Raw genomic sequence first — 18,756 nt, forward strand, 5'->3', positions numbered from 1 at the left:
ACGGCTGCACGTCCCCCAGCAAAGAAAAACCCCCGGCCAAAGCCCGGGGGTTTCGCTGCGAAACCGGGGGCAAGCGCCCTGCCCGCTCAGCCGTTTTCCAGCAGATGGCGCACGTTGTCCATCACTGCGTCGACCAGTTCCGCGGTCACTTCGCTGCCGGAAAAGCGGATGGCATAACCGCTGGGGCCGAGCTCACGCTCGATGGTGATGCCCCGGGCCACCCGGGTTTTGCGCGCGCGTTCGATCTTTTGCGCGGCCTTCGGGCGGCCGCCGCGGCTGGGATCCTGCGGCGCGCCTTCAGCTTGTTCGATCAGCGGCAGCATGGCATCCCATTCCTCCGCGGCTGAGCGCCCGCCGGCCTGTTCCAGCGCGGTGCGGAGAGGTTCCGCCAGACCGGCCCGTAATGCGCCCGCAAGCCGCAGGCACTGGCGTTCGTTGAGGCCGGTGGCAAAGGCCAGCATGTCGCCCAGCTCCTCGTGGATCAGGGCGAATGAGCGGATCTTGGAGCGCTTGGCCTTGGAGGCGGTCTGGAACAGCACCGCCACCGCCTCGTCGACGGTGGGGAACACGCCGTCATGCACCGCTGAGGCAGCAGCGCGGCCCCGCTCGTACTGGCTGAGGCCGGAGCGGACCTCGTTTTCCTCGATCATCGCGACCAGCGCATCGGCGATGCTGCCGGGGGCGCGGATGAAGGCGGGGATGGTCTGGAACCGGTCTCCACCGCTGAGCGCATTGAGACGGCGCAGCGCGGTCAGGCGGCGGTAGCCGGATACCAGCGCGTATTTCCCCGCGTCCTCGTGGTTCTGCGGCTCGAACACCTCAATGGGCAGGCGCAGGCCGTTGACGGAGATCGAGCTCATCAGTTCCTGCATCTCGTCTTCGTCCATGACGATGCGGTCGCGGTTCAGCGCCTCGGCGGTGATGTCGGTGATCGGCAGCTCCACCGCCACCAGCCCCTTTTCTTCCGCCGCGCGCAGCCGTTCGGCATCGGCGCGGTCGCGGGCCGCGGCCTCACGGCCTGCCTGGGGCAGGGGGTCGGCATGGCGGGCGGCGTCGGCCACCACATCGGCAATCGGCGGCCGCAGGCCCGGGCTGCGCGCCAGGTCGCGGTCGATGCCGGCTTCGATTTCTTTCAGCGCCTCGGGCGAGGGGGTCTCAAGCTGTCTGCGGCGTGCCATCTGCTCTGTCCTCTTGCTGGGTCTGTTCTGCCTGCTCCATCTGCTGATCGCGCCACCAGCTGCCGATCAGAAGCTCCTTGAATTCCGCATAGGTGCGGTCGAACACCTCGCGGCCGCGGGTATAGGTCTCGCGGTTGAAGTTGCGGTAATCCGCCTCGTAGATGCCGGAGACGCTTTCGCCGGCCTGGCCGACCAGGGCGGTGTAATCCTGCCGGTAGGCGTTCATCATGTCGCCGAAATATGCCTGGATCACATTGGCCAGATCGGTCTGCTGGCTGGCGTCAAAACGGGTGATCAGGGCGCGCACCACGTCCCATTCGAACTTCATCTCCGGCAGCCCGGCGCGGCGGCGGGCGGCGTTCTCGCCATCCTCGATGGAGGCGAAGGTGGAATAAAGCATGTCGAAGAAACGCCCCGTCGAGTCGAACTCAAGGAACGACGCGCCCAGCGGCACCATCAGGATGTCGGCTGCGGCCAGCGCGTTGATGGTGAGGTAGCCAAGGGCAGGGGGGGTATCCAGCAGGATGATGTCGTAGTCATCCAGCGCACCGCCCTGGTCCAGCGCGTTGGTCAGCGCGTCCCACAGCGCCCAGTTGCGCAGGCCCATGCGCCAGACCGGGATCTGGAATTCCGCCCAGTAGAGGTTCAGCTGGGCGCCGATCAGGTCGATGTTGGGCCAGTGGGTTTTCTGGACCACGTTTCGCAGCGAAACCTCCCGCGCCTCGGTCAGAGTCTCATCCAGCGGGATCGGGTCTGAGCCAGCGGCGGCGCGGACCTTGTTCTCGGCCTCCACCGCCTCGGCATAATCGCGGGCGAGCAGGGGGAAGACGGTTTGCCATTCGTCGGCCACCTGGCCGCCGAGGATCGAGGTCATCGAGCCCTGGCTGTCGAGGTCCACCACCAGCACCTTGTAGCCGTCGAGCGCGGCGGACATCGCCAGATGCGCGGCGGTCGAGGTCTTGCCGACGCCGCCCTTGAAGTTGGCGACGGCGACCACCTTGGCGGGCAGGCCTTCGGGGCGGTAGGGGCGGTATTCCTTGGTGGAGATGCCTTCCTCCGCGAAATGGTCGCGCAGTTTCAGCACCTCCTCCAAGGTGAACCATTTGGAGCCGCTGGCGCCCTCGCCCTGGGGCAAGTCGGGGTTCTTGTTCAGGACCCGGCGCAGGTGCGCGGGGGCGACGGGGATCAGGTAACGGGTGATCTCCCAGGTAGAGAATTTGCGCAAGCGCTTGCGCCCGTCGGGGGCGTAGCCGCGCTTGGCCAGATCATCGCGCCCCCGGCCTGCAAACGCCGCGGCCTTGGCGAATCTGGCGGTGTCGACCAGCTCGCCCAGCTTGGCCGCTGCCGCCTCCGGATCCAGGTTGAAATAGGGGGGCAGGGGAGTGTCCGGTTTCTTTGCCATGTCTCGTGTGCCTCGGTAAAATCGCCTGTTTGGCGTGTTATCACCGTTTTTGTCGCACATCTGTGGGAGAGAGTGAATCATTATCTGGCAGCGCATCTGTTTTCCGCTGCCGTCCGTAATCCGCGGAATATATGTCTCTTTTCCCCAAGAAATACTATCGCACAAACAGGTTGAAATGTTGTGAATCTTTGATTCAGTTTAGAGTCTTTAGGTCTGGTAATCCGTTTGATTTCAAATACTTGATCCGGTTTGGGAACCCGCATCCGGGAGCAAAGGAACCCGTTTGCAGGATCATGGGTACCTGTCTGCGGGAGCAAGGGGCCCGATTCGCGGGAGGACGGGTACCCGCGCCCCTGAGACCCGAAATCGGGCGGTTTGAGCGCCCGGAACGGCCGGAAACCGGGGGAATTCGGCGCCAATCGGGGCCTGCGGGGGCCGGTCCGCTTTAAAGGTACCCGTTTCCGGGATGGCCTTCTCCCGTAAACGGGTCCCCAAGCCGGGATTGAGCGCGGGTTCCTTTTGCGCCATAGTCTGTCCAGAGCAGAATCCCCGCAAGAGCGTCAAGCCGCCAGGGGCAAGAGGGCAGGGCGATGGATCCAGACGATATCCCGCACAGCAAGCTGACCGGGCCGTTGCGCCGGGGGTCGGTGAAGAAGAATGTCGCCGCGATCCATGTCTCGGGCAAGCTGACGCTGTTGCAGCGGAAGCTGTCCAATGTGCTGTTGCTCAATGCCTATGACGCGCTGATCTCCAAGCCCAAGCACCAGATCGATGCGCAGACGCTGTGCATGATGGTGGGCTACAACTCCAACGATATGGAGACGCTGAAGCAATCGCTGCGCAGCCTGGCGGAGACGGTGGCGGAATGGGACATGCTGGATGAGAACGGCAAGCAGGAGTGGGGGGTGAGCTCCTTGCTGTCATACGCCAAGCTGCAGGGCGGGGTGTGCGAATACGCCTACAGCCCGGCGCTGGCGGAGAAGCTGCATGACCCCAAGGTTTTTGCCCTCATCAATCTGAACATTCAGCGGCGGTTCACCAGCGGCCATGCGCTGGCGCTTTATGAGAACTGCTACCGGTTTGTGCGGACCGGCTCGACCGGCTGGTGGGACATTGCGCTGTTCCGCCGCCTGATGGGGGTGGACGGAAGTGCCTATTACGAGAGCTTCAAGCATCTGAACGCCAAGATCATCAAGCCGGCGGTGGCGGAGGTGAACAAGACGTCGAACATCCTGCTGACGCCGGAGTTCAAGAAGATGGGGCGGCAGGTGGCCGAGGTGCGGTTCCTGATCAAGGAGAACCCGCAGCTCGCGATGCTGGATATCGACGATGGCGCCGGGGTGCGGCAGGGTGCGGTTTACGGCCAGCTGATGGAACTGGGGGTGAGCGACCGGCTGGCGCGGCAGTGGATTGCCGAGCATGGAGAGGAGTATGTCTCGGAGAAGATCGGCTATCTGAAGGGGCGCAAGGGGGTGGACAGCCCGGTGCGCTATCTGAGCGCGGCGCTGCGGGACGACTATAAGGATGCGCCTGCCGAGGCGGTGAAAGAGGTTTCCCCGGAAGCGCTGGCGGCAGCTGAGGCGCGCAAGGCGGCGGAGGCTGAAGCGGCGCGTAAGGCTGCGGCAGAGGATGCGGCCAAGGCGCGGGAACGCACGCTGAGGGCGCAGCGGCTGGAGCGGATCCGCGATCTGGCGGCGGGGCGCTCGCCCACGCAGCGGGATGCCGACAAGCGGCTGTTCCTGAGCCGCCTGGAGGATGAGATCGACCGCGAGGAATTCCGCAACCGCGGCTGGGCCGCGGCCTTGCTGGCCAGCCAGATGGCGGAGTTCTGGGAGGAGCTGATACCCGGCGCGTTCGAGGAACTGGCCGGATAGGGCAGGGGGCGTCGACTGCCCCCTTGCGTCAAAGCGAGGCGGCGGCGCGGCTGGCCTGGTCGTAGTGCCCGGACAGCGCCCGCAGGCTGCGGGCCAGCTCGCGCAGGTCCTTGCCCGGCAAGTCGGCGGCGGAGAGACCGTCCAGCAGGCACTGGCGGCGCACGTCGCGGTAGGCCGAGCACAGCTCTGCGCCCTCGGCGGAGGTGCGGTAGAACACTTCCTTGCCGCGCTTTTCCGAGGCCAGCAGCCCGGCCTTGAGCAGCTTGCGCAGGCCGTAGTTCACCGTGTGGCTGTCCTCGATGTTGAGCAGGAAGCAGATGTCGGACAGGCGCTTGTCCTTGCCGCGGTGGTTGACGTTGTGCAGGATCAGGATTTCCAGCGGGTTCAGATCCGGCTGGCCGGCCGCCGACATGCAGCGGGTCATCCAGCGGGAAAAGGCGTTGGAGGCGATGATCAGGCCGAATTCCAGCTCCGACAGCTCCCAGCCTTCGCCCTCTGCCAGGTGGCGGGAGGAGACGATTCGGCGGGAATCGGGTTTCTTTTCGGCCATGTTTTGCCCCTTCTTTGTCGATAAAACCCCGGCGTTTTATCTGCATGTGGTCATAAAAGGGTAAAGTATCAAGGAGATCAAGCAGGCTGTCAGAGCGTTGGCGGCCGCCGGACGGGGCAGGGGTGGAGGTTGCATCTTGGCAAAACGTTGACAAATTATCAGCGTTATGGATACATTATTGCAATGTTTCGCATTGGGAGGAGAAAATGCAATTTTCGCGTATGCTGGGCGGCGCGGCCGTCCTGATCGCCGGGCTGTCCGTCCCGGCTCTTGCCGCAACCTGGGACATGCCGACGCCCTATCCGGACGCCACGTTCCACACCAAGAACATCGCAGAGTTTGCCAGCGACGTTGCCGAGGCGACCGAGGGCGGGCTGGAGATCAAGGTCCATTCGGCCGGATCGCTGTTCAAGCACCCCGAAATCAGCAAGGCAGTGCGCAGCGGCCAGGTGCCCGCGGGCGAGTTCTTCCTGTCGCTGCTGGCCAATGACAACCCGGCGTTCGGCGCCGACTCGCTGCCGTTCCTGGCGACCAGCTATGAAGAGGCCGAACGGCTGTGGGCGGCGCAAAAGGACGTGATCGACGGGCTGCTGGACGAGCAGGGGCTGATGGCGCTGTACGCCGTGCCGTGGCCGCCGCAGGGGCTGTACACCACCAAGGAAATCAACAGTGTCGAGGATCTGGCGGGGCTGAAGTTCCGCACCTACAACGCGACGCTGGAGCAGTTCGCCAACCTGGCGGGCGCCGCGCCGACGCAGGTTGAAGTGCCGGACATTCCGCAGGCTTTCAGCACCGGCCGGGTCGAGGCGATGATCACCTCGCCCTCCACCGGCGTGAACTCCAAGGCGTGGGACTTCCTGACCCATTACACCGACATTCAGGCCTGGATCCCGAAAAACATCGTGGTGGTGAACAAGCGCGCGTTCCGCCGTCTGGACGAAGCGACCCAGACCGCCATCCTGGAAGCCGCGGCTGAGGCCGAGGCGCGCGGCTGGGAGATGAGCCGGGCCGAAACCAGCAGCCAGATCGAGGTGCTGAAGGAAAACGGCATCACCGTGTCCGAGCCGTCGGAAGAGCTGATGGAAGGCCTGCGCGCGATTGGGGCGCAGATGCTGGAAAACTGGAAGGGCGAGGCCGGGGAGGCCGGTGCCACCCTGCTGAACGCCTACCAGCAGTAACGTGACCATGGCCGGACGCCGGGTGCGGCGTCCGGTCTCCTGGGGAGGAGGAGCGGCCATGCGGGCTGTGCTTGATTTCATCTACCGTGCGGCCGGGGGGCTGGCAGCACTGTTTATCGTGGCCATTGTGGCGCTGGTCTTTGCACAGGTGTGCCTGAACCTCGCTGACAAGATCGCGGTGGCGCTGACCGGAACCGGAGTGGGCCTGACGATCCCGTCCTATGCGGATTTCACCGGCTTTTTCCTGGCGGCTTCGACCTTTCTGGCGCTGGCCTATGCGCTGCGCGCAGGCGGCCATATCCGGGTGACGCTGGTGACCAACCGCTTGCCGAAGGCTGCCCACCGGGCGGCGGAGCTGGGGGTGACCCTGCTGGCACTGGCGATGAGCGGCTATGCCACCTGGTACATGGGGCTGCTGCTGCTGGAGTCGCTGGAGTTCGGCGACCGCAGCGCGGGCATGGTGTCGGTGCCGCTGTGGCTGCCGCAGGCGCCGGTGGCGCTTGGCCTTGCGATCCTCACCCTGGCGCTGGCGGACGAGCTGGTCTGCATGCTGCGCGGCGCGCTGCCCTCCTGGGAGGGCAAGGGCGAAAATCTTCTGAGCGAATAGGGGATCATCATGTCGGTTGCCGCGCTTTCCATCATTCTTCTGGTCCTTCTTTTCCTGTTCCTGGGCGCCGGCCTGTGGGTGGCCTTTGCCCTCTTGGGCGTGGGCATCGCCGCCATGGCGCTGTTCACCGAGGCGCCGCTGGGGCTGGTGATGGCCACCACCATGTGGGGCCACAGCAACTCCTGGGCCTTGGCGGCGCTGCCGCTGTTCATCTGGATGGGTGAGATCCTGTTCCGCTCGCGCCTGTCGGAGGACATGTTCACCGGGCTGTCGCCCTGGATGAACCGGCTGCCGGGGCAGCTGCTGCATGTGAACGTCTTTGCCTGCGGGATCTTTGCCGCCGTGTCGGGGTCGTCCGCGGCCACCGCTGCCACCATCGGCAAGCTGTCGATCCCGGAGCTGGCCCGGCGCGGCTACCCCGAAAAGCTGGTGATTGGCACGCTGGCCGGGTCCGCCACGCTGGGGCTGCTGATCCCGCCGTCGATCATCCTGATCGTCTATGGCGTGGCGACCGAGCAATCCATCGCCCGGCTGTTTGTCGCAGGCGTGCTGCCCGGCGTGCTGCTGGTCGGGCTGTTCGTTGGCTATGTTGTGGTCTGGGCGCTGCTGAACCGCAGCAAGCTGCCGACCGAGGACATTGCGGCCACCTTCCGCGAGAAGCTGAAGCGCGCCCGCAGGCTGCTGCCGGTGGTGCTGCTGATCGGCGGGGTGATCGGCTCGATCTATGCGGGGATTGCCTCGCCCACCGATGCCGCCGCCGTTGGCGTGGTGCTGGCGCTGCTGCTGTCGTGGCAGTCCGGCTCGCTCACCCGGCAGAGCTTTACCGAGGGGCTGATGGGGGCGACCATCACCTCCTGCATGATCGCCTTTATCCTGGCGGGGGCGTCGTTCCTGACCGTGGCGATGGGGTTCACCGGCATTCCGCGCATTCTGGCGGAGTGGATCGGCTCGCTGAACCTGTCGACCTTCACCCTGCTGGCGGCGCTGACCATCTTCTTTGTGATCATGGGCTGCTTCCTCGACGGGATTTCGGTGGTGGTGCTGACCGCCTCGGTGATCATGCCGATGGTGCTGGAGGCGGGGATTGATCCCTTGTGGTTCGGCATCTTCCTGGTGATCGTGGTGGAGATGTCGCAGATCACGCCGCCGGTCGGCTTCAACCTGTTTGTGCTGCAGTCGCTGACCGGGCGGGACATTCTGACCGTGGCCAAGGCGGCGCTGCCGTTCTTCTTCCTGATGGTCGTGGCGCTGGTGCTGATCGTGCTGTTCCCGTCCATCGTGACCTTCCTGCCGGAGCAGATGTGATGGCTGAGGCGAGTGCAGCAACTCCCGGCCCCGAAATCCGCACGGTGGGGGTGGACGGGATGCTGGTGAGCTTTGGCAGCCGCCTGAGCGAGCCGGCCAACCGCGCCGCCCTGGCGTTCCGCGCCGCCCTGGCGGAGGCAAGCTGGGACGGAGTCGAGGAGGTCTCCACCTCGCTGGTTTCGGCCTATGTGCGGTTCGACCTGCGGCATCTGGACCATGCGGCTCTGCGGGCGCGGCTGGGGGCGCTGCTGGCGCAGCGCGACTGGTACGCGGCAGAGCTGCCCGGCCAGCGCCGCCTGTGGCGGATCCCGGCGGTGTTCGGCACCGAGCTGGCGCCGCAGCTGCCGCAGGCGGCAGAGGCCGCGGGGATGACAGAGGCAGAGGCGGTGGCCTCCTTGTCGGCGGCGCGGGTCAGGGTGCAGACCATCGGCTTTGCCCCCGGCCAACCTTATCTGGGCGAGCTGCCGGAGGCGTGGGACATTCCGCGCCAGACCCAGCTGACCACCCGCATCCCCGAAGGCGCGCTGGCGGTGGCGATCCGGCAGCTGGTGCTGTTCTCGGTCGCCACGCCCACGGGCTGGATGCACGCGGGCCAGACCGCGGTGCGGCTGTTCCGCCCGGATGCGGAGGAGCCGTTCCTGCTGCGCCCCGGCGATGAGGTGCAATTCACCCCGGTGACGCCGGAAGAGCTGCAGGGCTTGCGGCGCGATCCGCTGGGCGGCGCCAAGGCGGAGTATCTGTCATGACCGGCACGTTGACCGTACTGCGCGCAGGACCTGGGGTGACGGTTCAGGACGGCGGCCGCCCGGGCTGGCTGGAATACGGGGTCTCGCGCGGCGGTGCCGCCGACCGGCTGGCGCTGGCCGAGGGCGCGGCGTTGCTGGGGCAGGGCGCGGATCTGGCCGCGGTCGAGATGGCCGGTATGGGCGGCGAGTTCCAGGCGGACAGCGATCTGCGCATCGCGCTGACCGGCGCGCCGATGCGGGCGAGCATCGACGGCACCGCCGTGGCCTGGAACGCCAGCCACCTGCTGCCTGCGGGGGCGCGGCTGGTGATCGGCGCGGCACGCAGCGGCAGCTATGGCTATCTGCACGTGGGCGGCGGCATTCAGACGCCGGAGCATCTGGGCGCGCGCTCGGCGCATCTGGCGGCGGGCATCGGCGCGCCGCTGAAAGAAGGCGACGTGCTGGAAACCGGTCCTGACAGCGGCCGCACCACCGGGCTGGGGCTGGCGCCGGACGACCGGTTCGAGGGCGGCACCGTGCGGGTTGTGGCGAGCCTGCAGACTTCGCTGTTCCCGCAGGCCGAGCTGACGCGGTTCGAGCAGACGGCCTTCCGCCGCGGCGCCCGCGGCAACCGGATGGGCGTTCCGATGGAGAGCGACGGCGAGGGCTTCCGCCCCGATGGCGCGCGCACGGTGGTGTCGGAGGTGATCGTTCCCGGCGATATCCAAGTGACTGGCGATGGCACGCCCTACGTGCTGCTGGCGGAGAGCCAGACCACCGGCGGCTACCCGCGGATCGGCACGGTGCTGCCGTGCGACCTGCCCTTGCTGGCGCAGGCGGCGGCGGGGGCGGAGCTGCACTTCCGTTTCATTCCGCTGGAGGAGGCGGTAGAGCTGGAGCGGGCCGAGGCGGAGCGGCGCGAGGGGCTGCGCAGCCAGTGCTATCCCTTGATCCGTGATCCGCGCACCATGGCGAACTTGCTGTCCTATCAGCTGATCAGCGGCGTGATTGCCGGTGAAGAAGATGTCTTGTGAGGAGATGACATGACCCGAACTGTCGATCTGAATGCCGATATGGGGGAAAGCTTTGGCGCCTGGTCGCTGGGCGATGATGCCGGGCTGCTGGATATCGTGACCTCGGCCAATATCGCCTGCGGCTATCATGCGGGCGATCCGGATGTGATGGCGGCGACGATGAAACACGCGGTGGCCAAGGGCACCGGCATCGGCGCGCATCCCGGTTTTCCCGACCTGCAGGGCTTTGGCCGCCGCCGCATGTCGGTGGCGCATGAGACGCTGGGCAATATGGTGCGCTACCAGCTGGGCGCGGCGCAGGCGATGGCGCGCGCGGCGGGCGGCGCGGTGCGGCATCTGAAACTGCACGGGGCGCTGGCCAATATGGCCTCGGAAGACCTGGCGATGGCGCGGGCCTGCTATCAGGCGGCCTTGTCGGTGGATCCGGAGATCATCGTGATGGTGCTGGCGGGCACCGCGCAGCAGCAGGCGGCGCAGGAGCTGGGCTGCAAGACGGCCTGCGAGATCTTTGCCGACCGTGCTTATAACGACGATGCGACGCTGGTGGACCGCAGCCTGCCCGGTGCGGTGATCCATGATCCGGCAGAGGCCGGGCGGCGGATGGTGGAGATGGTGCGCGAGGGCGCCATCATCACCGCCAGCGGCAAGCGCATCCCGGCGCGGATCGACACCATCTGCCTGCATGGCGACACGCCCACGGCGGTGGCGATTGCCGCCGATGTGCGCCGCGCGCTGCAGGAGAGCGGCGTGGCGCTGGCCCAGTTCAGCGGCGAAGTGCTGTAAAAGGGTGAAGCGGGGGCAGATAGCCCCCGCTTTTTTCAGGCCTCAGCTGCGCGCCATGGCGGCAAAGGCGCCGCGGGCGGCCTGTTTGCCTGCGGTGAGGCCGTTCACCTTTTCGACGATGGCGGCGGCGTCGATGCCGTGGTGGCGGTAGAGGTCGCCGATGGTGCCAGTCTGGCCGAAATGCTCCACCCCCATCGGAATGGTCTGATGGCCTGCGACCGATCCGAGCCACGACAGGGTGGCGGGGTGGCCGTCGATCACGGTGATCAGCTTGCAGTGCGGCGGCAGCGCGCCCATCAGGGTTTCGGCATGGGACTGGGCCGCGGTATTGCCGCGCGAGCGCGCCCGCTGGGCGGCGGTCCAGCCGGAGTTCAGCCGGTCGGCGGAGGTCACCGCCAGCACGCCGATGTCGCGGCGCGCCTCGCCAATCATGCCCGCGGCCCTGATCGCTTCGGGTGCGACGGCACCCTGGTAGGCAATCACCACCTCGCAGTTCGGCCCCGGCGGGCGCAGCCAGTAGGCGCCGTCGATGGTGCCTTGGCGGAAGGCGTCATCCGCCCGATTGCCGGGCTGTTCCAGCGGGTTGGTGGTGAGGCGCAGATAGACCGAGCCGCCGGTTTCGTCGCGCAGCCAGGTGCGCTCGTCCGGGTCGCCCTCTCCGTCGCGCTGCACGTAGTCGAAGGCCCATTCCATGATCACCGCCAGTTCATCCGCGAAGGCGGGTTCAAAGGCGGCGAGGCCGTCCTGGGACATGCCGATCAGCGGCGTGCCGATGGACTGGTGCGCGCCGCCTTCGGGGGCGAGGGTGACGCCGGACGGGGTGCCCGCCAGGATGAAGCGCGCGTCCTGGTAGCAGGCGTAGTTCAGCGCATCGAGGCCGCGGCTGACGAAGGGGTCGTAGACGGTGCCGATGGGGATCAGCCGCTTGCCGAACAGCGAATGCGAGAGGCCCGCCGCGCCCAGGAGCAGCATCAGGTTCATCTCGGCGATGCCCAGCTCGATGTGCTGGCCCTCCGGCGTGAACTCCCATTTCGCGGTGGAGGGGATGCGGTGTTCGATAAAGGCATCGGCCTGGGCGGTGCGGGAGAACAGCTTGCGCCGGTTCACCCAAGGCCCAAGATTGGTGGTGCCGGTCACGTCCGGCGAGGTGGTGACGATACGGTCGGCCAGCTGGCTGCTGCCCTTGGAGAGATCGTCGAGGATCTTGCCGAAGGCCATCTGGGTCGAAATCTCGCGGCCGGCAGGGGCGGCGATGTCGGGCACCGGCAGCCGGGCATCGGCAAAGCGGCGGGTGCCTTGGGCAAAGAACGGCACCTCGGACAGGAATTTGCGCAAGGCTGCCGGGTCCTGGACGGTGGCGAGGGGCTCCCACTCCTGGCCTTCGGGCACGCCCATATGGGCCTGCCACTGGGCGAACTGGGCAGTGTTCATCAGGCCGCCGTGGTTGTCCTTGTGGCCCGCAATCGGGGTGCCCCAGCCCTTGACCGTATAGGCCAGGAAGCAAACCGGGCGGTCGTGGTCGATGGCGTCGAAAGTTTCCGCCATGGTCTCGACGCAGTTGCCGCCGAGGTTTTCCATCAGCGCCGCCAGCTCAGAATCGCTGCGGCGTTCGATCAGGGCGGTGACGTCGCCCTGGTCGCCGAGGTCGTCGAGCAGCCGCTGGCGCCAGACCGCGCCGCCCATGAAGGTGAGGGCGGAGTATTCCTGGTTCGGGCAGGCGTCGATCCAGCCGCGCAGCTTGTCGCCGCCGGGTTCGGCAAAGGCGGCGCGCTGCAGGACGCCGTATTTCACCCGCATCACGTCCCAGCCGAAGGCGTCGAAGATCTTCTCGATCCGCTCGAACAGGCCCTCGCGGACGATGCCGTCGAGCGACTGGCGGTTGTAGTCGATGATCCACCAGCAATTGCGCAGATCGTTTTTCCAGCCTTCCTGCAGGGCTTCGTAGATGTTGCCCTCGTCCAGTTCGGCGTCGCCGACCAGGGCCACCATGCGCCCCATCGGGGCGTCTGCGCCCCAGCTTTTGGCGGTGATGTAGTCCTGGATCAGCGAGGCGAAGGAGGTGATTGCCACGCCCAGCCCGACCGAGCCGGTGGAGAAGTCCACGTCGTCCACGTCCTTGGTGCGGCTGGGGTAGCTCTGCACGCCGCCGAAGCCGCGGAAGTTCTCCATCTTCTCCCGGGTCTGGTTGCCCATCAGGTATTGCAGGGCGTGAAAGACCGGGGCGGCATGGGGTTTCACCGCCACCCGGTCCTCGGGCCGCAGGGCAGAGAAATAGAGCGCCGTCATGATCGAGACCATCGAGGCGGAGGATGCCTGATGCCCGCCCACCTTGATGCCGTCCGCCTTGGGGCGGATGTGGTTGGCGTGGTGGACCATCCAGTGCGACAGCCACAGCAGGCGCTGTTCGATGGTCTTGAGATGGGCAGGATCGGGGCGCATGGCGGTCTCCTTGAGGGGCGGTTTACTCGGCGGCCTGGAGGGCTGCGGGGGGCAGGGCCTGTTCCAGGTCGGCGATGATGTCTTCGGCGTCTTCCAGCCCGACCGACAGGCGGATCAGGCCGTCGCTGATGCCGTGCTCGGCGCGCTCTTCCGGGGTGTAGGTGGAGTGGGTCATCGACGCCGGGTGCTGGATCAGGGTTTCGGCGTCGCCCAGCGACACCGCGCGCTGGATCATCTGCAGGCGGTTCATCAGGGCGATGCCGCCGGCCAGGCCGCCCTCGGCCTCAAAGGCGATCATGGCGCCGGGCTGGTCCATCTGGCGCTCCGCGATGGCGTGCTGTTCAAAGCTGTCGAGGCCCGGGAAATACACCGCGCCGACGGCGGGATGCGCCTCAAGATAGGCGGCGACGGTGCGGGCGGTGGCGCAGTGGCGGTCCATCCGCAGGTTCAGGGTCTTGATGCCGCGCAGGATCAGCATCGCGTTGAACGGCGCCATCACCGCGCCGGTCATGTCCTTCATGCCAACCAGGCGGATCTCGGCGATCTGCTCGGCGGTGCCAACGACCAGACCGGCCACCACATCGCCGTGGCCGCCCAGGTATTTCGTGGCGGAGTGCAGCACGATGTCGGCGCCGTGTTCGATCGGGCGGGTCAGGTAGGGCGTGGCATAGGTGTTGTCGACCACCACGGTGGCGCCGGCCGCATGGGCGATCTCGGCGGTGGCGGCAATGTCGACCAGACGCATGTTCGGGTTGGCCGGGGTCTCGAAATAAACCACGCGGGTCTTGTCAGAGACCGCTGCGCGCAGGTTTTCCGGGTCGGTCATGTCGACGTGGGTGATGGTGACGCCCCATTTCGCCAGCCCGTGGCGCATGAAGGCGAAGGTGCAGCCGTAAAGGGTCTTGTCGACAATCACCTCGTCGCCGGGCGACAGCAGCGTCCACAAGACTGCGGTGATCGCGCCCATGCCGCTGGAGAGGGCAAGGCCGGCCTCGGCGCCTTCCAGCACCGCGATACGCTGTTCCAGCAGGTCGCAGGTGGGGTTGGAGATGCGGCTGTAGATATGGCCCTGACGCTCGCCCGCGAACATCTCGCCGCCGGCTTCGGCGGTCTCGAAGGTGAAGGTCGATGTCAGGTGCAGCGGCGGGGTCAGCGCCCCGTCGTGGTCCTGGGGGTCATAGGCGTGGTGAATGGCGCGGGTGGCAAATCCTGCGGAACGTTTCATGTCGGGCTCCTTATCTCTGTTATTGCCATATTGCGCCTGTCCGGAGGGTGATGGATTGCCAATTATGCCAGTATCGGAATAGATTTTGGCATAATCTGCCAAGCGGGGGCCTTGTGGACAGCAAAGACAGACAGATCATCCGCGCCTTGCAGCGGGACGGGCGGATGACCAACCAGGATCTGGCCGAGGCGGTGAACCTGTCGCCCTCGCCCTGCCTGCGCCGGGTGCGGAACCTGGAGGCGAGCGGGGTAATCCGCGGCTACAGCGCCGATGTGGACGCCGCCGCCTATGGCATGGCGATCACCGTCTTTGTGCGGATCCGGCTGGAGCGGCACAATGAAACCGACGTGCAGAGCTTTGAAGGCAAGGTGCGGCGGATGGACGAGGTGCTGGAGTGCCATGTGCTGACCGGGGCGATGGATTACCAGTTGCGGGTGCTGGTGCCGGATCTGGAGGCCTATGAGAGCTTTATCCGCAACCGCATTCACCCGATTGGCGGCATTGCCTCGATCGACACCAGTTTCGTGTACGGCACGGTCAAGAAGACGGCGGTGTTCCCGCCGGCCTCCTGACCGGTCCGCAGAGGGGGGCGTCAGAAGCCCTCCAGCACGATCTTGCCGCGGGCCTTGCCGCTTTCCAGCAGCGCGTGGGCGCGGGTGACGTTGGCGGCAGTTATGGTCCCGAAGGCCTCGGTTGCGGTGGTCTTGATCCGGCCCGCATCGACCAGTCCGGCAACCTCATCCAGAATGGCGCCCTGGCGGGCGATGTCCGCGGTTGTGAACAGCGAGCGGGTGAACATCAGCTCCCAGTGGATCGACACGGATTTGCCCTTGAACGGCATGATGTCAAAGCTTTCGGGGTCGTCGATCAGCCCGAAGCGGCCCTGCGGCGCGATCAGCTCTGCGATCTGCGGCACGTAGCTGCCGGAGTGCTGGGTGGCAAAGACAAAGGCCGGGGCGCCGATGCCAAGGGCAGCGATCTGGTCCGGCAACGGTTTGGAGTGGTCGATCACGTGATCTGCGCCAAGCTCCCGCACCCAGTCCTGCGTTTCGGGACGCGAGGCGGTGGCGATGATGGTGGCATCCGTCAGCTGTTTCAGCAACTGAATGGCGATGGAGCCGACACCGCCGGCGCCGCCGATGATCAGAACCGCATTGGCCGCACCAGGCACAGGGCGGGCCACCTCCAGCCGGTCGAACAGCATCTCATACGCGGTCAGCGTGGTGAGCGGCAGCGCCGCGGCCGCGGCATTGGCGGCGGAGGCTGGGGCGCGGCCCGCGATACGTTCATCCACCAGGTGGTATTCGGCATTGGTGCCGGGGCGGTCGATGGCACCGGCGTACCAGACGCGGTCGCCGGGTTTGAACCGGGTGGCGGCCCCGCCGGTTGCGACCACCTCGCCCACCGCGTCCCAGCCAAGGATGGCAGGGGTATCGCCCTCGGGCGCGCGGTTCTGGCGGATCTTGTAGTCCACCGGGTTGACCGAGACCGCCTGAACCCGGACCAGAAGGTCGTGGCCTGCGGGTTCGGGCTTGTCCGTCTCGAAATCAATCAGCGCGCCGGGGCGGTCGATGGGGCCGGTGCTGGTGTAGCCTACAGCTTTCATCATTTTGGTCCTTCCTTGCGTCGTCTCAGCCGATCAGGGTCATTTCGTGCAGGGTGAATTCGGCCACTGCGCCCTCGGTGGCGTCCATGTAGGCGGCCAGATGCGGGGCCTGCATGTGGGTCTGCCACAGCTCGCGGCTCTCCCAGGTTTCATAGAACATGAAGTGGGCGGGGTTTTCGTTGTCCTGGTGCAGATCGTAGGTGATGCAGCCCTCTTCGGCGCGGGTGATGGCGATCAGCTTTTCCAGCTCGGCCTTCACCAGATCGGTCTTGCCGGGGTTTGCGGTGATGTTGGCGACAATGGTCAGGTTGGGCATTGGCTTGGTCCTTTGGGTGTGTCGATTTGCTGAGGGGAAGATACGCGCTGGCGATTTCCGGATAAACGGGCCAAGGTCGGAATGATAATCCGGAGAATCCGTATAATGTTGATCGACAACATCCGCCTGTTTCTGAAGATTGCCGAGAAGGGCAGCCTGGTGGCAGCCGGGCGTGAGCTGGGGCTGTCGGCCACCACCGTGTCAGAGCGGCTGGCGGCGCTGGAGGCGCATTACGGCGTGGTCCTGTTCAACCGCACCACCCGCTCCATCAGCCTGACGGAGGCGGGCCGGACGCTGGTGGAGGGTGCGCGGGTGGTGCTGGGAGAGGTCGACGATCTGGATGCCCGTATCCGCCACGAGGCGCAGACGCTGTCGGGACCGGTGCGGGTCAGCGCGCCGGTGGATCTGGGCCGCAGCATCGTGTCGGATGTGGTGGCCGACTTTGCTGCCGCGCATCCGGCGATTTCCATCGAGCTGTCGCTGTCCGACGGGTATGTCGATATCGTCGGCGAGGGGTTCGATATTGCGCTGCGGTTTGGCGCGGTGACCGACAGCACCCTGCGCATCCGCAGCCTGGGGGAGTTCCAGCGGATTGTCTGCGCCGCGCCCGCATACATCGCGGCGCATGGCGCGCCGGCGAAGCCGGGCGATCTGGCGGGGCACAACTGCCTGGTGATGCGGTTCGGGCGGACCCTGGACAACGTCTGGCGCTTTGGCAGCGGCAAGGCGCAGCAGGCGGTGACGGTGCGCGGCAACAAGACCGTCAATGACGGCTGGCTGGTGCGGCAATGGGCGCTGGCGGGGCAGGGGATCATCCTGAAATCGGAGCTGGATGTGGCGGGCGACCTGAAGGCCGGGCGGCTGGTGGCGCTGCTGGAAGACCATCTGCCGCCGCCCAATCCGCTGCAGATGATGTTCCCACCGGGGCGCGCGCAGCCGCGGCGCGTCCGGGCTCTGGCGGAGTCGATCAGCGCGGCGCTGGCGGTCAGGACGTAGCGCGGGCGCTGGCCCCGGCCCGGTTTCAAATGCCAAATGGCCCGGTCTGTGCTACTATCCGGCCCCGGGGGCATGCGGGCCGGACTGTCCGGCATCGTGCCCAGGAGCGGCTCGCCTCACCACCCCCAGGGAGAGTCAGAATGCCAAGATTTATCGTGACCGGTTGCTATACGTCCTCTGCCATGAAGGCGATGGTCGAAAGTCCCAGTGACCGCGAGGCTGCGTCCCGCGCTCTTGTCGAAGCGGCTGGCGGCACCCAGGAGAGCTTTTTCCTGACCACGGGGGAAAGCGATTTTGCCATCCAGGTGAACATTGACGATGTGTCTGCATTGCTGGCGGGACTGATCGCGGCCGGTGCCAGCGGCGCGGTCAGCAACCTCAAGACCGTGCGCGCCTTCACCTCGGGTGAATTCACCGAAATGCAGAAAAAAGCCGGCAGCATTGCAAGCGCATACAAGGCGCCCGGCCAGTAAGCGAAACCTGAGCCGGGTTTTGTAATCTGACAGATCTATTGTGCGGAAGCCGCCTGCGATCAGTGCGCGGAGGCTAGAGGGGCGCGCTTCCGGGGGGCCTTCCCCGAAATTTCCGCTTGAGGGGCGGCGGGCTGGCGCGCGCTGCCCCTCAAGTGCGGATGTCTGCGGTGCGGGTCAGATAGGTTCCAGTTCGCGCCTAATGATAGCGAGTCGAAATAATACTTGCATAATGTAGCGAGTCGAAACTAAAAGGAGTCGTCACAAACTGAACCGGAGACTCTGGCAATGCGGATTTCAATCATTTCGGGCGTGTCGCTGATGCTGGCCGCAGGCGCGGCCCTGGCGGATGACGGCCACACCCATGCGGTAAATCAGGAGGGCGCTGTCCTGTCGGCAGCAGCGGAGGGAACGCGGTCGGCTTTTGACATCCTGGCGGCCCATGCCCACCGCAACGGCAACCTGGTGACCTTTCACATGACCACCAACGGCGACGCAGGCGCTGAGGTGCCCGAGGCGGCTGGCGCCGTGGGCGGGGCAGAGGTGCTGTCCTATGTCTGGCCGACCTCGCTGGACCCGTCGGCAGTCGGTTTTGAGGGCGGCACCGGTATTCTTGCGCTGGCCGCGACCAGCCATCCGGATTTCGACGACACGCCGCTTTATGACGAGAACGGGGATGGTGACCCGGCCAATGACGGGGTGATCTGGCACAGCCATTGGGTGGTGCTGACCCCCACTGAGGCCTGCGGCCCCGGTGCGCTGGCGGTGCGGGACATTCCGGAAGGCGAAACGCCCAAACTGCCCGCGACCTGGCCCGGATTCCCGATCTTCCTTGACAGCCCCGGATTTTCGCCGGTGTTCGACGGGCCGGAAATTGCGGTGACGGCAGCCTTTGGCCGGGACGTGGCGCTGGAGGGCGCGGCCTATGACGGGGTGACGGCGGCCTTGAGGGTGAACGCGAATATCCACGCGCCGCTCTTGTGCGTGACCGATGTGTTCGATGTGGCCTCTGGCGACCTGAGCCTGCCGGGCAAGCTGTGACATCTGCTGCCCCGGCGGCCCCTTTGG

General features: G+C 66.2%; 18 protein-coding genes. 11 read left to right on the forward strand and 7 right to left on the reverse strand.

The genetic code is table 11. The annotated features are described in order from the left end of the window. Positions 1-86: 86 nt before the first annotated feature. Positions 87-1,178 (reverse strand): ParB/RepB/Spo0J family partition protein, encoded by a 1,092-nt coding sequence (locus AC4HIX_RS15780; RefSeq protein WP_490399671.1) that lies wholly within the window; start codon positions 1,176-1,178, stop codon positions 87-89. Further along, positions 1,156-2,580 carry an AAA family ATPase gene (locus AC4HIX_RS15785; RefSeq protein WP_490399672.1) on the reverse strand — a complete coding sequence of 475 codons (1,425 nt, stop codon included), beginning with the start codon at positions 2,578-2,580 and terminating at the stop codon, positions 1,156-1,158. The genes AC4HIX_RS15780 and AC4HIX_RS15785 overlap by 23 nt, the downstream gene beginning before the upstream one ends. Positions 2,581-3,170: 590 nt before the next feature. Between AC4HIX_RS15785 and AC4HIX_RS15790 the strand changes: the two genes are divergently transcribed. After that, complete coding sequence (locus AC4HIX_RS15790) at positions 3,171-4,454, forward strand: replication initiation protein (RefSeq protein ID WP_490399673.1); 1,284 nt, start codon at positions 3,171-3,173, stop codon at positions 4,452-4,454. Between the two features lie 28 nt (positions 4,455-4,482). Here the strand turns inward: AC4HIX_RS15790 and AC4HIX_RS15795 are convergent, their stop codons facing one another. Then, positions 4,483-5,004 (reverse strand): winged helix DNA-binding protein, encoded by a 522-nt coding sequence (locus tag AC4HIX_RS15795; protein WP_490399674.1) that lies wholly within the window; start codon positions 5,002-5,004, stop codon positions 4,483-4,485. Between the two features lie 206 nt (positions 5,005-5,210). On the opposite strand from AC4HIX_RS15795, the gene AC4HIX_RS15800 reads away from it, so the two are divergent. From AC4HIX_RS15800 to AC4HIX_RS15825, 6 genes are read left to right on the forward strand one after another with little or no spacing between them, the layout of a single operon-like run. Continuing rightward, positions 5,211-6,182 (forward strand): TRAP transporter substrate-binding protein, encoded by a 972-nt coding sequence (locus tag AC4HIX_RS15800; RefSeq protein WP_490399675.1) that lies wholly within the window; start codon positions 5,211-5,213, stop codon positions 6,180-6,182. A gap of 58 nt (positions 6,183-6,240) precedes the next feature. Then, entirely contained in the window at positions 6,241-6,789 is a 549-nt protein-coding gene (locus tag AC4HIX_RS15805) for a TRAP transporter small permease (RefSeq protein ID WP_490399676.1), read from the forward strand. 9 nt (positions 6,790-6,798) lie between these two features. After that, positions 6,799-8,094, forward strand: coding sequence for a TRAP transporter large permease (locus AC4HIX_RS15810; protein ID WP_490399677.1), 1,296 nt, complete (start codon positions 6,799-6,801; stop codon positions 8,092-8,094). Next, the gene (locus tag AC4HIX_RS15815) at positions 8,094-8,840 is read left to right on the forward strand and encodes a 5-oxoprolinase subunit B family protein (RefSeq protein ID WP_490399678.1); all 747 of its coding nucleotides are present in this window, start codon (positions 8,094-8,096) and stop codon (positions 8,838-8,840) included. Before AC4HIX_RS15810 ends, AC4HIX_RS15815 begins: the two co-directional genes overlap by 1 nt. After that, on the forward strand, positions 8,837-9,853 hold the full coding sequence (locus tag AC4HIX_RS15820; RefSeq protein ID WP_490399679.1) for a 5-oxoprolinase subunit C family protein: 1,017 nt from the start codon (positions 8,837-8,839) through the stop codon (positions 9,851-9,853). The genes AC4HIX_RS15815 and AC4HIX_RS15820 overlap by 4 nt, the downstream gene beginning before the upstream one ends. Before the next feature lie 9 nt (positions 9,854-9,862). Next, complete coding sequence (locus tag AC4HIX_RS15825; RefSeq protein ID WP_490399680.1) at positions 9,863-10,636, forward strand: LamB/YcsF family protein; 774 nt, start codon at positions 9,863-9,865, stop codon at positions 10,634-10,636. A 42-nt stretch (positions 10,637-10,678) separates the two neighbouring features. Here AC4HIX_RS15825 and AC4HIX_RS15830 read toward each other — a convergent pair whose 3' ends face one another. Both AC4HIX_RS15830 and AC4HIX_RS15835 read right to left on the reverse strand, forming a co-directional pair. After that, positions 10,679-13,075, reverse strand: a complete 2,397-nt coding sequence (locus AC4HIX_RS15830) for a thiamine pyrophosphate-binding protein (RefSeq protein ID WP_490399681.1) — start codon at positions 13,073-13,075, stop codon at positions 10,679-10,681. A 22-nt stretch (positions 13,076-13,097) separates the two neighbouring features. Further along, positions 13,098-14,300, reverse strand: a complete 1,203-nt coding sequence (locus tag AC4HIX_RS15835; protein ID WP_490399682.1) for a methionine gamma-lyase — start codon at positions 14,298-14,300, stop codon at positions 13,098-13,100. A 113-nt stretch (positions 14,301-14,413) separates the two neighbouring features. Here AC4HIX_RS15835 and AC4HIX_RS15840 point away from each other — a divergent pair, with 113 nt between their 5' ends. After that, positions 14,414-14,872 (forward strand): Lrp/AsnC family transcriptional regulator, encoded by a 459-nt coding sequence (locus AC4HIX_RS15840; RefSeq protein WP_475054392.1) that lies wholly within the window; start codon positions 14,414-14,416, stop codon positions 14,870-14,872. A gap of 20 nt (positions 14,873-14,892) precedes the next feature. Here AC4HIX_RS15840 and AC4HIX_RS15845 read toward each other — a convergent pair whose 3' ends face one another. Together AC4HIX_RS15845 and AC4HIX_RS15850 are read right to left on the reverse strand one after the other, a co-directional pair. Continuing rightward, positions 14,893-15,909: a zinc-binding alcohol dehydrogenase family protein gene (locus AC4HIX_RS15845; RefSeq protein WP_490399683.1), complete on the reverse strand. Its 1,017-nt coding sequence runs from the start codon at positions 15,907-15,909 to the stop codon at positions 14,893-14,895. A 22-nt stretch (positions 15,910-15,931) separates the two neighbouring features. Continuing rightward, positions 15,932-16,222 carry a putative quinol monooxygenase gene (locus AC4HIX_RS15850; RefSeq protein WP_490399684.1) on the reverse strand — a complete coding sequence of 97 codons (291 nt, stop codon included), beginning with the start codon at positions 16,220-16,222 and terminating at the stop codon, positions 15,932-15,934. A gap of 105 nt (positions 16,223-16,327) precedes the next feature. On the opposite strand from AC4HIX_RS15850, the gene AC4HIX_RS15855 reads away from it, so the two are divergent. The 3 genes from AC4HIX_RS15855 (at position 16,328) to AC4HIX_RS15865 (ending at position 18,729) form a co-directional block, all read left to right on the forward strand. Then, the gene (locus AC4HIX_RS15855) at positions 16,328-17,218 is read left to right on the forward strand and encodes a LysR family transcriptional regulator (protein ID WP_490399685.1); all 891 of its coding nucleotides are present in this window, start codon (positions 16,328-16,330) and stop codon (positions 17,216-17,218) included. A 140-nt stretch (positions 17,219-17,358) separates the two neighbouring features. After that, a complete protein-coding gene (locus AC4HIX_RS15860; protein WP_475054400.1) occupies positions 17,359-17,691 on the forward strand; it encodes a GYD domain-containing protein in 333 nt (110 codons plus the stop codon). A gap of 285 nt (positions 17,692-17,976) precedes the next feature. Beyond that, on the forward strand, positions 17,977-18,729 hold the full coding sequence (locus AC4HIX_RS15865; protein ID WP_490399686.1) for a hypothetical protein: 753 nt from the start codon (positions 17,977-17,979) through the stop codon (positions 18,727-18,729). Positions 18,730-18,756: the final 27 nt, after the last annotated feature.

The sequence above is a fragment of the Leisingera sp. genome (assembly GCF_982940295.1).

Bases quoted from the DNA above. Each gene is read 5' to 3' on its own strand.
- AC4HIX_RS15780 (WP_490399671.1), bottom strand. From the start codon at position 1,178: ATGGCACGCCGCAGACAGCTTGAGACCCCCTCGCCCGAGGCGCTGAAA.
- AC4HIX_RS15785 (WP_490399672.1), bottom strand. From the start codon at position 2,580: ATGGCAAAGAAACCGGACACTCCCCTGCCCCCCTATTTCAACCTGGAT.
- AC4HIX_RS15790 (WP_490399673.1), top strand. From the start codon at position 3,171: ATGGATCCAGACGATATCCCGCACAGCAAGCTGACCGGGCCGTTGCGC.
- AC4HIX_RS15795 (WP_490399674.1), bottom strand. From the start codon at position 5,004: ATGGCCGAAAAGAAACCCGATTCCCGCCGAATCGTCTCCTCCCGCCAC.
- AC4HIX_RS15800 (WP_490399675.1), top strand. From the start codon at position 5,211: ATGCAATTTTCGCGTATGCTGGGCGGCGCGGCCGTCCTGATCGCCGGG.
- AC4HIX_RS15805 (WP_490399676.1), top strand. From the start codon at position 6,241: ATGCGGGCTGTGCTTGATTTCATCTACCGTGCGGCCGGGGGGCTGGCA.
- AC4HIX_RS15810 (WP_490399677.1), top strand. From the start codon at position 6,799: ATGTCGGTTGCCGCGCTTTCCATCATTCTTCTGGTCCTTCTTTTCCTG.
- AC4HIX_RS15815 (WP_490399678.1), top strand. From the start codon at position 8,094: ATGGCTGAGGCGAGTGCAGCAACTCCCGGCCCCGAAATCCGCACGGTG.
- AC4HIX_RS15820 (WP_490399679.1), top strand. From the start codon at position 8,837: ATGACCGGCACGTTGACCGTACTGCGCGCAGGACCTGGGGTGACGGTT.
- AC4HIX_RS15825 (WP_490399680.1), top strand. From the start codon at position 9,863: ATGACCCGAACTGTCGATCTGAATGCCGATATGGGGGAAAGCTTTGGC.
- AC4HIX_RS15830 (WP_490399681.1), bottom strand. From the start codon at position 13,075: ATGCGCCCCGATCCTGCCCATCTCAAGACCATCGAACAGCGCCTGCTG.
- AC4HIX_RS15835 (WP_490399682.1), bottom strand. From the start codon at position 14,300: ATGAAACGTTCCGCAGGATTTGCCACCCGCGCCATTCACCACGCCTAT.
- AC4HIX_RS15845 (WP_490399683.1), bottom strand. From the start codon at position 15,909: ATGATGAAAGCTGTAGGCTACACCAGCACCGGCCCCATCGACCGCCCC.
- AC4HIX_RS15850 (WP_490399684.1), bottom strand. From the start codon at position 16,222: ATGCCCAACCTGACCATTGTCGCCAACATCACCGCAAACCCCGGCAAG.
- AC4HIX_RS15855 (WP_490399685.1), top strand. From the start codon at position 16,328: ATGTTGATCGACAACATCCGCCTGTTTCTGAAGATTGCCGAGAAGGGC.
- AC4HIX_RS15860 (WP_475054400.1), top strand. From the start codon at position 17,359: ATGCCAAGATTTATCGTGACCGGTTGCTATACGTCCTCTGCCATGAAG.
- AC4HIX_RS15865 (WP_490399686.1), top strand. From the start codon at position 17,977: ATGCGGATTTCAATCATTTCGGGCGTGTCGCTGATGCTGGCCGCAGGC.